Below are 15,040 nucleotides of genomic sequence, written 5' to 3' on the forward strand. Positions count from 1 at the left end.
ATGGGCAATTCATAGAACGTTAAGACTCCCAACGGCTGTAGAGTTCAGCCCCCCTATTACCCACATACTTATCCACAGGGTTGGTGGAAACTTTTCCAGGGGTACGATTCCCTTAACAATCCGTAATTATCTAAGCTGATTCGGCTAGACCATCGTATAGAAAACCGGCCATTGGCGACCAAAAGCCCGTTAATTGCACAATCCAGGACCTTCTGATGACTTCCCCCGCACCCTCTTCTTCCTCACCGCGTGACATTGAACTGTCGCTGGATGATCTTCATGACGGAAAAGCCGGTCGTGGGGTGGCGGCAATTCAACATGCGTTAAAGACAATGCCGGGGTCACCAGGCGTTTATCGCATGATCGACGAAAAGGAACGGGTCCTGTATGTCGGCAAGGCTAAAAATCTGAAAAAACGGGTTACCAGCTATACCCATATTGCGCGTCTGGCACTGCGCATTGCGCGAATGGTGGCGCAAACGGTGCGGATGGAAATTATTACCACCCACACCGAAGCCGAAGCTCTGCTGCTTGAATCCAACCTGATCAAAAAGCTCAAGCCGCGTTACAATATTCTGCTGCGCGACGACAAAAGTTTCCCCTATATCCTGATCACCGAGGATCACGGCTATCCGCGTATTGTTAAACATCGCGGGGCACGGGCCAAGGATGGCAGCTGTTTTGGGCCTTTTGCCTCTGCCTGGGCGGTGAACAATACCATTAACCATTTGCAGCGTGCCTTTTTGCTGCGCTCCTGTACCGATTCTGTTTTTGCCAACCGGTCCCGCCCGTGTTTGCTTTATCAAATCAAGCGCTGTTCCGGCCCCTGTGTTGATCGTATTTCAAAACCTGAATATGACGGGCTGGTTGATATTTGCCGCGATTTTCTGTCCGGGCGCAGCAAAGTAATCCTCAAGCAGCTTGAGGCCAGCATGCTTGCGGCATCGGAAAACATGGAATTTGAAAAGGCAGCCATGTATCGCGACCGCATTCGGGCGCTGTCACAAATTCAGTCACATCAGGATATCAACCTGGAAGGGCTGGAAGAAGCCGACGTGATTGCCTTGCATCACGAAGGCGGGCAAAGCTGTGTGCAGGTGTTCTTTTTCCGTAGCGGCTCCAATTATGGCAACCGGTCCTATTTTCCGCGCCATGAGCAATCAGCTGAAATTCCCGAAATTCTTTCGGCCTTTGTTGGCCAGTTTTATGCCAATAAACCGGCCCCGCGCCAGGTGCTGCTAAGCCACGAAATTGAAGGCCAGAAACTGGTCGAGGAGGCCCTGTGCATTAACAATGGCTACAAGGTTGAACTGCATGTGCCCAAGCGTGGCGGCAAGCGTAATCTGGTGGACCATGCCCTGACCAATGCCCGCGAGGCCCTGGGTCGCCGTATGGCCGAAAGTGCGTCGCAACGCAAATTGCTCGATGGCCTGGCCGACAAACTGGACCTTGATAGCCCGCCTGAACGTATTGAAGTTTACGATAACAGCCATATTCAGGGAACCAACATGGTTGGCGGCATGATTGTTGCCGGGCCGGAAGGGTTTATGAAAAATGCCTATCGCAAATTCAACATCAAGGGCGATATCGCACCGGGCGACGACTTTGCCATGATGCGCGAAGTGCTTACCCGCCGCTTTGCCCGTGCGCAAAAAGAAGACCCGGACCGTGAAAATGGTACCTGGCCCGACCTGTGTCTGATTGACGGCGGCCTCGGCCAGCTAGGTGTGGCGCGACAGGTGCTGGAAGATCTGGGCATTGAAGATGTGATGCTGGTCGGCGTTGCCAAGGGGGTGGACCGTAACGCGGGCAAGGAAGTGTTGCATATTCCCGGCAAGGCCCCGGTGCGGTTGGACCAGAAAGACCCGATCCTGTATTTCATTCAGCGTCTGCGCGATGAAGCACACCGTTGGGCGATTGGCACGCACCGTGCCAAACGGTCCAAACAGATTGGCAAAAGCGTGCTTGATGATGTGCCGGGCATTGGCGGGGCGCGCAAAAAGGCATTGCTGCATCATTTTGGGTCTGCCCGCGGTGTGGCCGATGCCGGGTTGGCGGACCTTGAAGCGGTGGACGGCATTAGTGCCGCCATTGCCCGCAAAATCTATGGTCATTTCCATAGCGACGATTAAGGGCAGCTTTGCCCTGGCATCTGTAAATTTGCATCAGGCAGGGTCAATAACGGCCGGCCTGATACATTTTCAAATCGCCTAGCGAATGAACTGGTCGACATAATCGGCACCAAGGCCGATTTTGGTGTAATGGGCGCGGCACATGTCGATTTTGGTAAAAACATCTTCATAGCCCATGTGTTTTCCCCATGGGTCGACATAATACATCACGCCGTTAACCTGAAACATCGTGATCATTTCCTCGACATCATCGGGAACAACAAGGGTATGGGTTTCGCCGGGCGGTTCGTAAACATAGCCGCCTTCATTGGCGACCCAGTCATGCTCCAGATAATGCCAGCGCCCCTTAAGGACCATGCCATGCACCGGGTTGGGGTGGCGGTGGCGGCTAAGCACGCCCGATTTTCGCACTTTTAATAAATTCACCCAGTACCCCTGGCTGGCATTCAGGCATAGCGGGCGAAACCACACATTTTCGGCCTGTGGTACCCAAATGCGGTCATCCTTGGGGATGGCATGTTCTACCACAATGTCGCGTCCGGCTTCGGCGGGCATCGCCAGTTGATAGGGCATTTTGGCCTGATCCTGGCTGTCCTTGGTCATTTGTCTCTCCTTGATCTTTACGATCCGTCTGGGGGATTAAAGGTGACTTTACATCACGCCATAGGTGGCAAAGGCTTCGGTCGCACTCATGCCGCCCTTGATGGCATCCGCAACGATGTTTTCGCTTTTGACTTTTTCAAGCGCGCGGGTGATGGCTTCATGTTCGGCCTCGGCGGGGATGGCAAGCACCCCTTCTTCGTCGCCAAACAGCAGTGTGCCCGGAGCAATCTTGACACCGCCAATTTCGATGGTGCAGCGATAATCGATCACCTTGCCGCGCGGTCCCTGATCTTGGGCATAAATGCCCCGGCAAAATGCGGGAAAGCCAAGGCTGCGAATACCAGTAGCATCGCGGACATAGCCATCAAGGATCGCCCCAGCTGCTTTGAGGTGCAGCGCACGGGTCGACATCAGTTCGCCCCACAGCGCATAACGAAGCGACGCGCCGGTTGCGATGTAAATTTCGTTTTCGCGCAAGTCATCCAAAGCCTCCAGCATCAGGCCAAACGGCTTGTTCGCCAGCGGCCCGTTTGATGCCGGGTGGCCCAAATCGAAAATATCGGCTTCCAATACCGGCATTGCCCGCCCGGCAATTTTAGTGCCCGGTTGCAACGGGGCAATTTCGGGCGGCAAAAACTGACGGGTCAGGCCCATTTGGTCCAGAACATCGCCAATCACGGCGGTAAACAGGTTGCTTTTCAGGGTTTTGAAAAGGGCGGCGTCGCTGTCAAAATTTGTCATGGTGAAATCCTTTCGTCACCGGCGGGGTTAATTGGCCGAAAATCCGCCATCCACCGGCAAGATTGATCCGGTCACAAATCCGGCCTGGTCTGATGCCAAAAACAGGGCTGGTCCCACCAGATCATCGGGCGTGCCCCAGCGTTGCATCGGGGTGCGGGCAATGATTTGCGCGCTGCGTTCACTGTTTTTTTCCAGTGCCGCTGTTAAATCGGTTTTAATCCAGCCCGGTGCCAGGGCATTCACGCGAATGCCGTCTGGTGCCCAGGCACTCGCCAGCGATTTGGTCAGTTGGCCAATGCCGCCCTTGGATGCCGAATAGGCAGGGGAAAAGGCACTGCCAAAAAATGTCAGCATTGATGCGGTGTTGATGATGCAACCACGGCTTTGCGTCAAAAGCGGTTTTGCCGCCTCGCAACAGCGCAGCGTGCCGGTCAGGTTAACGTCGATCACCTGTTCAAAGCCGCTGGCGGTAAATTCGGCCCCGTTGCGGCGAATGATCCCGGCACAATTCACCAGCACATCAAGCCGGTCCAGGGTCGAAAAAAAGGCCTGTACCGCTTCTGTATTGGTAACATCAAGTGTTTGAAATTCAAGAATATCACCTGAAAAAGCAGGTGGAGCGGCCGGTTCTATGCCGGTGGCAATAACATGGGGCTTGTCATTGCCATTGCCGTGCGGGTCATTCCCTTGCCGGGCAAAGCCGGTGGCAATGGCATGGCCAATCCCGCTGGAGCCGCCGATAACGACAATCGTTCTGGTCATGGGAACCTCTGATAAGCAAAATAGCCAGATGGTGGCACTATGGATACATGGGGCGCAGGGTGCGGGCAGGAATGGGTCATGATGGCAGGCTTGCGGCGTGTTTGCGTTTGGCGTGGCGCAAATGCATGACAGTCATTACGGCCCAGATGGCAAGCGTGATAACCCCCAGCGTGCCGCTAACCGGACGCGAGAAAAACTCTATCAAATGGCCGTCGGCCTTGATCATGGATTTCATGAAGTTTTCTTCAATCAAGGGGCCAAGGATCAGGGCCAATATCATCGGGGCCAGCGGGAAGTCGTTTTCCTCCAGCACATAGGCGACCAGCCCCACCACCAGCATCACCCAGACATCAAACAGGGTGTTGTTGGCGGCATAGGCACCGATGACGCAAAACAGCAAAATGATGGGAAACAATATGGCCTGGGGAATGCCCAGCACATGGCGCGACATCAGAACCGCGCCAATTCCGATTGGCACCATGATGACATTGGCCAGCACAAACACCATGAAAATGGCATTGACCAACCCGGCATCCATAACAAAAACCATCGGCCCGGGGGTAATGCCCTTCATCAGCAAAACGCCAATCAGAATGGCCGTGATGGTATCGCCGGGAATGCCAAAAACCAGCGTTGGCACATAGGCCCCGGAAAGGGCGGCATTATTGGCGCTGGAGGCGGAAATAATGCCTTCGATATGGCCTTCGCCGTATTTTTCCGGTGTTTTTGAAAACTTTTTGGACACCGCATAGGAAACCCAGGCCGCAATGTCGGCCCCGGCACCGGGCAGCGCGCCAATCATGGTGCCCAGAATGGATGACCGCGCCACACCCCCCTTATATTTCCAGATCGCCGAACCAACGCCCGACATCATGCGCGAAATATGAACCGGCGGCACGGGGGGTAATTCACGCAATTCGCCAATTTTGCGTAAAATTTCGGTAATGGCAAACATGCCGATCAGGGTGGGGATAATCGAAATACCCCCGACCAGTTCGGTATCACCAAAGGTAAAACGTTTGATGCCCATCACCACATCAATGCCAATCATGGACAGTATCAGCCCGATGGTCAGCGACAGGGTGCTTTTTATCGCCGATCCGCGTGACACCATGATGGCGCAGGAAAGGCCCAGGACGGCCAGCCAGAAATATTCATAGCTGGAAAACATCAGCGAAAATTCGGCAATTTGCGGCGCGGCCAGCACCAGCACCAGCACACCGACCAGTCCGCCAATCATGGAACAAATGACGTTGGTGCCAAGGGCCAGTTCCACCAGCCCCTTTTCGCGCATTTTATAAGCTTCGTCGGTATAGGCCGCCGATGCCGGGGTACCGGGAATACGCAAAAGCGCACCGGGAATATCACCGGCAAAAATCGCCATGGTGGTGGCCGAAACAATGGCGCCAATGGCCGGGACCGGGTCCATGAAAAAGGTTAACGGAACCAGAAGGGCGGTGCCCATGGTCGCGGTCAGGCCGGGAATGGCGCCAATGACAATGCCGTAAATCGATGATCCTAAAATGATCAGCAACACATCCGGGCGTAAGACCTGCTCAAGCGCTGAATAAAACACATCCATCAGTAAATCACCTTGGTCAGGATGCCCAAAGGCAGGGACACCATTAGGAAATCGACAAAGAACAGCCACAGAAGGGCGGTTGTCACGGCGGCAATAATCACTGATTTCAGCCAGTTTCGGGTGGTGATGACCAGAAAGGCAGCCAGCAGGACCGGCACCACAATGGGAAAGCCGACGGGTTTGCTGAGCAAAATATAAAGGATCATGAAAACCGGCACACAGGCCATGCGCACAAGGCCGTCGCGGGTTTTCATCACGGCGGCAAGCCGGATCAAGGGTTGGTGTGCCCGTTCCCGATATCCCGAAATGCACAATGCAATGCCGCCCAGCATCATGATGGTGGCAATGATTGTCGGGAAAGTTCCCGGACCGTAAGGCTGGTCCGGCAGGGTCGGAAACGACTGCACCGTGATCAGAATCGCGCTTGCCAAAAGGACAAAGACAATCCCGAAAAGGGCATCGTTGATTTTCATGTCAGCATCCGAAAACGCAATTGTTGTTCCCGGTTCCTCTAAGGCCTGCTTATGGGAACCGGGATATGTGCGGCGGTGCCGTGCGGCTTATGCTGCAACAGGCAAAGGTATGTTTTTGCCCGCCCGCCACGAAGGGGCCGTTGACCGGTTTCGATCAACGGGATCTGGCGTTACTGACCAAGACCTAGTTTCTTGATCACGGCAGCATTGCTTTCATCGGCGTTTTTCATGAATTCCTCGAACTCGTCCGCTGGAAGCCATTTAACACCAAAGCCACGTTTGCTCATGAAATCGGTATATTCGGATGACGCCACCACGGTTTTAAGGGCAGCTTCAAGTTTTTGTGCCACGTCATCAGAAACGCCTTTGGGCGTTACAATGCCGCGCCAGGTGCCCCCCACGGCTTTTTTGCCAATAGCTTCTTCAACGGTTGGCACATCGGGGAAGGCATCCAGACGTTTGTCAGATAAAACAGCCAGCGTTTTTACCCGTTTTGCCTGACGCATCGGCACGGCTTCGGGCAGGGATGATGGTACAATGGCAACGCCGCCCGCCGCGAGTTCCTGAAAGCCCGGTGCAGCCCCCTGGCTGGGCACGACCGGAACCGATTGTGGATCAATGCCATTGTCATTAAGGAAACCGGCAAAAGCCAGATGGTACGCCGCCCCTACCGGGAAGCCCGACATTTTGTATTTGCCCGGGTTGGCTTTGATGTCGTCCAGCGCGGATTTAACATCGTTCCAGTCGCTGTCGGTGGAAACGTTAAAGGCCGAGGCATCAAAGTTTACCAGCCCGATCGGGGTTAAATCCTGATAGGTGATTTGCGAGGTACCCATCGATTTATAAGTGGTGATTTCAGCGGTGGCCAAACCAATGGTGTAACCATCGGGGTCGGCATCGGCCATGGCGGTATGGCCGACAACGCCGCCCGCCCCGGTGCGGTTTACCACATTAACCGGTTTGCCAAGCTGTTCTTGCAAACCCTGCGCAATGGTTCGGCCTACGGCATCGGTGCCACCCCCGGCGGACCATGGCACGATCAGGGTGATCGGGCGTTCGGGATATTCGGCAAAGGCCGGGCTGGCGGCAAAAACAGATGCGGCAAGCACGGCAAGGGTTGTTATCTTTTTCATGTGTTTCCTCCACTGGATCGTTTGTTTTGCAAGGGCAACTCTTGTGGTTGCCTGTTTGCGGGGCAGGCTGGTTATCGAAGCATTTTCCGTTGGACGTTGGCGGTTGTTTCGATCAGTTTTTCCGCGGTTTGTTTGGCCGCTTCAGAATCTTTATGTTCAATGGCATCGGCCAGAATTTTGTGGTTTTGCAAATTCTGGGCATAACTGCTGGGCTGGTTGCTAACGGCTAAAAAGCTGGTGCGCAGGGCGTGAATAACGGAATCTGCCACGGACTGAATGAACCTGTTGTGCGAAGCGCGAAACACGGCCTTGTGAAATTCGATATCTACATTTACCCAGGTTTCCAGATCGTCTATTTCGACCGCGCGGGCCATTTCAACATAGGCAGCCTGGATGTCAGCGGCCTCGTCCGGGGTGGCGTGAAGGGCGGCGGCCTCGGCGGCGGCAGGTTCGAGAAGGCGGCGAAAAGCCAGCAATTCATTCATGAAGCCGGGGTCGTTGATAAAAATTTGTGCCGCCCATTCGGCCACATCGCGGTCCAGTATATTCCAGCGTGACCGCGGTAAAACCAGCGTGCCACGGCGTGGGGCAATTTCGATCAGTGACTTGGCGGCCAGGGCCTTCATCGCTTCGCGCAAGGTGTTACGCGAAACGGCAAATTCGGCGGCAAGTTCGGCCTCTTTGGGTAAACGCGAATGTTCGGCAAATCGGCCTGAAACAATGGCGCGGCCAATTTTGTCACATGCAACCGATGCGCCGGAACGCCATGCGGGGTCAGCTGTTTTCATTGCATTTCCTTATCCCTGTTATGGTTCAGGGATAGTTTCCGCCCTAATGATATCAGCGCAATAGCGCAGATATTTTAATTGTTATTGGTAGGATGAATAATGCTGAAATTAAATGGTGAGTCAATAGGTCCTACCAATGCTGCGTTGCACAGAAAGGAACCAATTCGCCTAAAGGCGCAGTGCAGATTAAGAAAAACGGGGAAAAAAATTTTGATGATTTTGCGCTTTAACGCACTGCACACAGAAACTGTGTTGTTTGCGCGCAAAGAAAAACGGCCCCCTTGGGGAAAGGGGGCCGCTAAATCTGCCGTGGTCACGGGGTCGGGGGGGGGGGGAAGTTGACCACGACAAAAAGGAAAAGAGAAAACGTTTAGGGAAGAGGCAATGTCGGGAAGTTTTACCAGGGCGGCATAATGGGCACACACCGCCAAGGCGATATCACATTGCATTCCTATGGATTTTCAAGGGCAGCCTCCTTCGTTTCGTTACATTGGCTTGCTGTATGAAGCTAACTTAACGATTGGAGCGGGCAGGGCATAGCCGGTAATGTGGCAACTGTGCGTTCCCAAAACAGAACGATAAAACAGATCGGCAAAAATATTCAGCATTCCATTCCCGTTTTTAACGCGGCGCGCAAAATGGCATTTGTCCCTTATTTCGGCCTTTTCTGCGGGCAAGGCTGCCTGCTTGCCTGGCCTTGTGGTTCGGAATCGGGGTAACGCCAGAACGGTCTTTCCCAGGTTTGGAAATTCAAATTGTTTGGTTTTTCTCCCGCAATTTTATCGGGCCACACCGTTTATGTGGTTGCGATTCCAGTAAGGGCGGCTGCTGGTTCGGCCCTCGATCCGGCAATGGTAAAAATACCTTCTGCATCACCGAACATCATCCGGGATCGCCGGCTATCGCCTTGCATCACCTTATATCACCTTGCTTTTTCCGGTAAGGGGCGCGATACCCGGTGCGTCTTGCTGTTATGGCAGGGCACCTTCGCGCGAAACGTCCATAAAAATTGGCTTACCAAAGATGCGCTATTTTCCTTCCTGGTCTTTGACCCGGTCTTCTACCGTGCTGCCTGATGAACGCCTGCCGTGGGGAACAATGTTTCCGATGGGGTTGCAACATCTTGTGGCGATGTCGGGTTCCACCATTCTCGGTCCGTTGTTGATGGGGTTTGACCCCAATCTGGCAATTCTGTTTTCCGGTATCGGCACGCTGATTTTCTTTATCTGCACTGCCGGGCGTGTACCAAGCTATCTGGGATCGTCCTTTGCCTTTATCTCGGTGGTCATTGCTGCTACCGGCTATGCCGGGTCTGGCGTCAATCCCGATATTGGCGGGGCACTGGGCGGTATTATTGCTGCTGGCGCGCTGTATGTGCTGATTGGCGTGATCGTGATGGCAACGGGGACCGGCTGGGTCGAAAAACTGATGCCGCCGGCGGTGACCGGGGCGGTTGGGGCGGCCATTGGTCTTAATCTGGCACCGGTTGGGATCAGCGGTATTTCCGGGGATGGTATCCATATGCTGGTCGCGCTTCTGACGCTGTTATCGGTTGCTTTGGTGTCGGTTTATGCGCCGATTGCGGTGCGCCGTGTGTCGATTCTGGCCGGTATTCTTTTGGGCTATGTGCTGGTTTTGATCCTTGGTAACGGTTTTGGCCTGATGCCCGCCATTGATTTTAGTGAACTGTCGCAAGCCGCCTGGTTTGGCATGCCCAATTTTGTTGCGCCGCGTTTTGAAAGCTCGGCCATGGTGATGATTGCACCGGTGGCGTTTATTCTGGTCGCGGAAAATCTGGGTCACATCAAAGCCATTGGCGGCATGACCAAACAAAACATGGACCGTTATATTGGCCGTGGTTTTATTGGCGATGGTTTGGCAACGATGCTGGCCGGGTCTGGCGGTGGCACCGGTGTGACGACCTATGTGGAAAATATGGGGGTTATGGCTGTGACCCGCGTGTTTTCGACCCTGATCTTTGTGATCGCCGCCATGATTGCCATTTTGCTGGGTTTCTCGCCCAAATTTGGTGCGTTGCTGCACACAATTCCAGGGCCGGTACTTGGCGGGCTTGGGGTTGCAGTGTTTGGTCTGATTGCGGCGGCAATGGTCCGTTTGTGGGTGGATAACCGGGTTGATTTTTCTGATCCGCGCAATCTGTTCACGGTGGGCATCACCCTGATTTTCGGGGCCGGGAATTTCACCGTCAGCATCGGCGGTTTTGCGATTGGCGGAATCGGCACTGCAACGCTGGCTGCGATTATTCTGTATCAGGTTCTCAGCATCGGGCGCGGCAAGGCGGATCGTGCGACAGAACAGGCGGCAAATAACGACTGAATTTGCCTATCGCTGCAAGGGCCGTGTTTTCGTTTTATGGCAAATCAACACGGCCCTTGTGGTTGTAAGCGCAAGCCTTTACTAATTGGGCGTCCTGGGGTCGTTTGGCCCTGCCAGGCGACGCATGTCACCATATTAAATGCCCCAAATACCCGTATACAGGCCCGTAAATGAAAAACCAGATTCCCAATCTGCTGACTTTGTCGCGCATCATTGTGATCCCGGCATTGGTGTTATCGTTTTATGTCGACGGACCGGTGGGGAACTGGCTCGGGTTTGCCCTGTTTGCCTTTGCAGGGGTAACGGACTTTTTTGACGGCTATCTTGCGCGCAGTATGAATGTGGTTTCTCCGCTGGGCCGTTTCCTTGATCCGATTGCCGACAAGCTTCTGGTCGCAGCCGCCCTGATGATGATGGTGGCGTTTGGCCGTATTTCCGGTCTGGCTGTTTTGCCTGCCGTGATTATTATGTGTCGCGAAATTATGGTGTCGGGCCTGCGCGAACATCTGGCCGAGCTTAAGGTGCCGCTGCCGGTGACGGTTCTTGCCAAATGGAAAACCACAGCCCAAATCCTGGCGATTGGCTTTTTGCTGGTCGGCGATGCCTCGCCCGATATGATCCCGTCGATCATGATCGGCGATATCTTGCTGTGGATTGCCGGTATTGTGACCGTGCAGACGGGGTATATCTATCTGCGCACCGGGCTTAAGCATCTCGACTGATCGATTTTCGCGAGGCGACTATGGCGCGTATTACGGTTCAACAAAACGATTTCGACCCCGGTTCCGAGCTTGCGGCCCTGACCGATGGCAGAACCGATATTGGGGCTGCCGTCAGTTTTGTTGGCTTGGTGCGTGATATTGCCGGATCAGAGAATGTCAGCGCCATGACGCTGGAACATTACCCGGGCATGACCGAACGCCAGCTTGAAAAAATTGCCAATGAGGCAACAGAACGCTGGCCGCTGGATGGTGTGCGCATTATCCACCGGTTTGGCCGCCTGCTGGCGGGGGATCGCATTGTGCTGGTGATTACCCTGTCAGCCCATCGCCGCGCAGCATTTGAAGCCTGCGATTTCATCATGGATTTTTTAAAAAGCCGCGCCCCATTCTGGAAACGCGAAGAAACCGATGATGGTGAAAAATGGGTTGCCGCCAAATCCAGCGATGAAGATGACCTTGGGCGCTGGGAAAGCGGCCAATAATTGCCGTGCTGCCTTGTGCTGCCCTGCTTGTTGCCGGGGCGGGTTCTAAACCTGCACGTAGTTTTTGACGATATCGAGAAATTCCAGCAAGCCGGTTTGCAAAGCCGCACCATTTTGTACTTTGGCGGCAAGAGCATTCATCTGTGCAATGTCGGCGGGGTTAACCGTTATGTCTTGCGATATTTGGTTGTCCTTTAATTTGGTAAGCGCATTGGCTGCCCGATTGCGGCTGGCGGTAAGGGCAACCTTTTGATTAATATCTGCCGTCTCGTATTGTGTATCAAGGGCGATAAATGTCTTCATCGCAGCACTGATCAGTTTAGATACATCTGACATCCGGGTCTCCGTTAATTTGTTTTACGACTTTATCTAAAGGGGCCTTAAACACGGTCAGGGCCGGGCCTGTTTGACCAGATCATCAATCATGGTGCCTGCTTTTTGTTTGATCTGGCTTTCGCTTAAATTGCGGTTCTGCGCAACAAGGCGCAAACCTTTGTCAATGCCGGTCAACATGGTTTGCGATGTAATTTTATCATAATTTTCAATCTGGGTTTGCAATTTGCTGCCCAGTTGGCTTGCGGTGATAAAATGACGCATGGCATTTTGCCATGTGGTTTTTTCATCCCCGGCCAGGGTTTGCCATTGCTGCCACCAGTCCTTGATCTGGCTGGATCGGTCCGTCGCGGAAATTGATGTGTCGCTGTGGATTTTGTTGATGCGGGCAATCAACGCGTCGCGGCGCACCAGAAATGCCGGCGGCGATGTGCCCAGCGTTTGCGCCAGAGATGCCAGCTGGGTCCGCAGTTTTTGCAACAGCGGTGCCGATGCCTTGATGGTGCCTGCCCCAAAAATGTCGTCTGCCCCGATGTCAGTAAAAATGGCGGCGAAACTTTGATATTGATTGCGCAGATTTGCCATTTCGCCCTGCCAGCGGGCGTTTTCAGCCGGGTCAATTGTAATGGCGTCAGGGTTGATCAATATCGGCAGGTTATCGGCGGTTAGCGTGCCGGTAAATTGCGCCAGATTGGCACTGAAAATGGCCTGTTGGGCATCAAGGCTGCGCACGGGCGCACTGAACTGCGCGGTGCGGGCATCATCCAGGGCCGAAATGGCCTGTTGGGCTTCAACGCTAAACTGATGGGCCGATAATTTAAGCGCATCGGCCTTTTGCGCACAGCCCGCCAGCAAGGCCAGCATCGCAAGGAAACACCCCCGCGAACATTCTTTTTTAACCCGGTAAAAATTCATCCTGCATCCCCTGATTGCGCGGCGATCAGGGGTGACGGTGTATCAGGGGTTTTGTGACGAACGGCCAGCGAAAAGACGGGGGGTTATCCCTTCTTCTTGCTCAGCATGAACAAAGCCTGATTGCCAAAAAAATTGGCCAGGTTTGAATGGCTGCCCAGGCTGACCTTTGATCCGCTTTCATTTAGCACCATGGATCGTTCAATGATCAGGTCCATATCCTTACACATGGCAACAAAGTCGCGCACGGTGCAAAAATGGATGTTGGGTGTTTCGTACCACATGATTGGCAGGTTGGGGTTTTGTGGCATCCGGCCATGAAACATCAAATCAAACCGGGCGCGCCAATGGCCGAAATTGGGGAAGGATACAATCGCCTTACGGCCAATGCGCAACAATTCGGCCAGCACTTCGCGCGGGCGGTTAGTGGCCTGAAGCGTCTGGCTTAAAATCGCATAATCAAAGGCATCGTTGGGGTAATCGTGCAAATCACGGTCGGCATCGCCCTGCATCACGGGCAGGCCCTGTGCCACACAATTGCGCACCCCTTCGTTTGAAAGTTCAAGCCCGCGGCCATCAACCTTTTTGGTGCGCTTCAAATAGCCCAGTAATTCGCCGTCACCACAGCCAATATCAAGCACACGCGTTCCAGGTTCCACCATGTCGGCAATCAGTTGCAAATCAACACGAATGCGGTCGGATGGGGGGGTGCCATTTGTGGCGGCTGTCTGGTTTAAGGTTTGTGTCATGGTCTTAATTCAATCCGCGCGCTTCGGCGGCCCCCTCGATAAAGCCGCTCAGGACCATGTGGAAATCGGGTTCGTCGAGCAAAAAGGCATCGTGGCCCTTATCGCTTTCAATTTCCACACAACTGACATTGCATGATGCCGCATTCAGGGCATGGGCCAAACGGCGGCTTTCGGCGGTGGTAAAGCACCAGTCCGATGAAAACGAAATCACGCAGAACCGGGTGTTTGACCCGCGAAAGGCCTCGGCCAGGCGCCCGTCAAATTCCACTGACAGGTCGAAATAATCCATCGCGCGGGTGATATAAAGGTAACTGTTGGCATCAAACCGGTCGACAAACGATTTACCCTGATGGCGCAAATAGCTTTCGACCTGAAAATCATGATCAAAGCTATAGGTAATGCCGCCACGATTTTGCAGCTTGCGGCCAAATTTGCGATGCAGTGCCGGTTCGGACAAATAGGTGATATGTGCCGTCATGCGTGCCACGGCCAAACCACGGGCAGGTTTTTTGCCTTCCAGCAGGTAATTTCCCCCGCACCAGTCGGGGTCGGCCATCACGGCCTGGCGGCCCACTTCGTGAAAGGCGATATTTTGTGCGGAATGGCGATAGGACGTGGCAATCGGTGCGGCGGCAAAGACGCGCTCCGGATAGCTTTTGCACCATTCCAGCACCTGCATGCCACCCATGGACCCGCCAATAACGGCAAACAGGCTGTCGATGCCCATATGGTCGATCAGCATGGTTTGGGCACGCACCATATCGCCAACCGTGATCACGGGAAAATCCAGCCCCCAGGGTTTGCCGGTTTCCGGGTTGGTTTCCTTGGGGCCGGTGCTGCCCAGGCAACCGCCAATCACGTTGGTGCAAATCACAAAATATTTTTCGGTATCAATGATTTTGCCGGGGCCAACAATGGCGCGCCACCAGCCTTCCTTGCCGGTAATGGGGTGAACATCATCGGCGACATATTGGTCGCCGGTCAGGGCATGACACACCAGAACCGCATTGGATTTATCGGCATTCAGCGCGCCATAGGTTTGATAGGCCAGCGTGAACGGGCCAAAATCAACACCGCTATCAAGGCGCAGCTTGTCGGTCTCGCCCAGTACAATCTGATGGCCCGGCAGGGCGCGGCGCGAAAGCGGGGCGGTATGGGACATGGACGTTTTATTCCTTTGCACGGGCAATGTCAGGCGCGCCAAACGCTGCGCCAGCCTTTTTTGTTCGTTCCAGTTAGGAACAGGCATGCTTTTAGTCAATCTTTTCTTTGCAAATGCCGGGTAGTTCCC

Annotated in this window: 16 protein-coding genes; 5 read left to right on the forward strand and 11 right to left on the reverse strand. The window is 54.0% G+C overall.

The features are described from left to right. Nucleotides 1-215 precede the first annotated feature (215 nt). Entirely contained in the window at nucleotides 216-2,132 is a 1,917-nt protein-coding gene (gene uvrC, locus J4E05_RS12720) for an excinuclease ABC subunit UvrC (protein ID WP_349596114.1), read from the forward strand. Between the two features lie 78 nt (nucleotides 2,133-2,210). On the opposite strand, the gene J4E05_RS12725 is transcribed toward uvrC, so the two are convergent. The 7 genes from J4E05_RS12725 to J4E05_RS12755 all read right to left on the reverse strand — a co-directional run bounded on the left by J4E05_RS12725 (nucleotide 2,211) and on the right by J4E05_RS12755 (nucleotide 8,214). Continuing rightward, nucleotides 2,211-2,735 (reverse strand): 2,4'-dihydroxyacetophenone dioxygenase family protein, encoded by a 525-nt coding sequence (locus tag J4E05_RS12725; protein WP_085587004.1) that lies wholly within the window; start codon nucleotides 2,733-2,735, stop codon nucleotides 2,211-2,213. 48 nt (nucleotides 2,736-2,783) lie between these two features. Then, the gene (locus tag J4E05_RS12730; RefSeq protein ID WP_349596117.1) at nucleotides 2,784-3,476 is read right to left on the reverse strand and encodes an RraA family protein; all 693 of its coding nucleotides are present in this window, start codon (nucleotides 3,474-3,476) and stop codon (nucleotides 2,784-2,786) included. 27 nt (nucleotides 3,477-3,503) lie between these two features. Then, nucleotides 3,504-4,238, reverse strand: coding sequence for an SDR family NAD(P)-dependent oxidoreductase (locus J4E05_RS12735; protein ID WP_349596120.1), 735 nt, complete (start codon nucleotides 4,236-4,238; stop codon nucleotides 3,504-3,506). 76 nt (nucleotides 4,239-4,314) lie between these two features. Next, on the reverse strand, nucleotides 4,315-5,820 hold the full coding sequence (locus J4E05_RS12740; RefSeq protein ID WP_349596123.1) for a tripartite tricarboxylate transporter permease: 1,506 nt from the start codon (nucleotides 5,818-5,820) through the stop codon (nucleotides 4,315-4,317). Next, nucleotides 5,820-6,293 (reverse strand): tripartite tricarboxylate transporter TctB family protein, encoded by a 474-nt coding sequence (locus tag J4E05_RS12745; protein ID WP_349596125.1) that lies wholly within the window; start codon nucleotides 6,291-6,293, stop codon nucleotides 5,820-5,822. Before J4E05_RS12745 ends, J4E05_RS12740 begins: the two co-directional genes overlap by 1 nt. A gap of 170 nt (nucleotides 6,294-6,463) precedes the next feature. Further along, the gene (locus J4E05_RS12750; protein WP_085587010.1) at nucleotides 6,464-7,426 is read right to left on the reverse strand and encodes a Bug family tripartite tricarboxylate transporter substrate binding protein; all 963 of its coding nucleotides are present in this window, start codon (nucleotides 7,424-7,426) and stop codon (nucleotides 6,464-6,466) included. 71 nt (nucleotides 7,427-7,497) lie between these two features. Then, nucleotides 7,498-8,214 (reverse strand): FadR/GntR family transcriptional regulator, encoded by a 717-nt coding sequence (locus J4E05_RS12755; RefSeq protein ID WP_085587011.1) that lies wholly within the window; start codon nucleotides 8,212-8,214, stop codon nucleotides 7,498-7,500. A 755-nt stretch (nucleotides 8,215-8,969) separates the two neighbouring features. Here J4E05_RS12755 and J4E05_RS12760 point away from each other — a divergent pair. The 4 genes from J4E05_RS12760 to J4E05_RS12775 all read left to right on the forward strand — a co-directional run bounded on the left by J4E05_RS12760 (nucleotide 8,970) and on the right by J4E05_RS12775 (nucleotide 11,755). Next, nucleotides 8,970-9,290 (forward strand): hypothetical protein, encoded by a 321-nt coding sequence (locus J4E05_RS12760; RefSeq protein WP_349596128.1) that lies wholly within the window; start codon nucleotides 8,970-8,972, stop codon nucleotides 9,288-9,290. Next, the gene (locus J4E05_RS12765) at nucleotides 9,280-10,551 is read left to right on the forward strand and encodes a uracil-xanthine permease family protein (protein ID WP_349596130.1); all 1,272 of its coding nucleotides are present in this window, start codon (nucleotides 9,280-9,282) and stop codon (nucleotides 10,549-10,551) included. Before J4E05_RS12760 ends, J4E05_RS12765 begins: the two co-directional genes overlap by 11 nt. Nucleotides 10,552-10,721: 170 nt before the next feature. Beyond that, the gene (gene pgsA, locus J4E05_RS12770; protein ID WP_349596132.1) at nucleotides 10,722-11,273 is read left to right on the forward strand and encodes a CDP-diacylglycerol--glycerol-3-phosphate 3-phosphatidyltransferase; all 552 of its coding nucleotides are present in this window, start codon (nucleotides 10,722-10,724) and stop codon (nucleotides 11,271-11,273) included. A 20-nt stretch (nucleotides 11,274-11,293) separates the two neighbouring features. After that, nucleotides 11,294-11,755 carry a molybdenum cofactor biosynthesis protein MoaE gene (locus tag J4E05_RS12775; RefSeq protein ID WP_349596135.1) on the forward strand — a complete coding sequence of 154 codons (462 nt, stop codon included), beginning with the start codon at nucleotides 11,294-11,296 and terminating at the stop codon, nucleotides 11,753-11,755. A gap of 45 nt (nucleotides 11,756-11,800) precedes the next feature. On the opposite strand, the gene J4E05_RS12780 is transcribed toward J4E05_RS12775, so the two are convergent. The 4 genes from J4E05_RS12780 to metX form a co-directional block, all read right to left on the reverse strand. After that, nucleotides 11,801-12,091, reverse strand: a complete 291-nt coding sequence (locus tag J4E05_RS12780) for a hypothetical protein (protein WP_349596138.1) — start codon at nucleotides 12,089-12,091, stop codon at nucleotides 11,801-11,803. A gap of 54 nt (nucleotides 12,092-12,145) precedes the next feature. Beyond that, nucleotides 12,146-13,003, reverse strand: a complete 858-nt coding sequence (locus J4E05_RS12785; protein ID WP_349596140.1) for a hypothetical protein — start codon at nucleotides 13,001-13,003, stop codon at nucleotides 12,146-12,148. Between the two features lie 83 nt (nucleotides 13,004-13,086). Further along, nucleotides 13,087-13,749, reverse strand: coding sequence for a methionine biosynthesis protein MetW (metW, locus tag J4E05_RS12790; protein ID WP_349596142.1), 663 nt, complete (start codon nucleotides 13,747-13,749; stop codon nucleotides 13,087-13,089). A 4-nt stretch (nucleotides 13,750-13,753) separates the two neighbouring features. Then, nucleotides 13,754-14,911 carry a homoserine O-acetyltransferase MetX gene (gene metX, locus J4E05_RS12795; protein ID WP_085587019.1) on the reverse strand — a complete coding sequence of 386 codons (1,158 nt, stop codon included), beginning with the start codon at nucleotides 14,909-14,911 and terminating at the stop codon, nucleotides 13,754-13,756. Nucleotides 14,912-15,040: the final 129 nt, after the last annotated feature.

The organism is Thalassospira sp. NFXS8 (genome assembly GCF_040148805.1).
Classification (GTDB): Bacteria; Pseudomonadota; Alphaproteobacteria; order Rhodospirillales; family Thalassospiraceae; genus Thalassospira.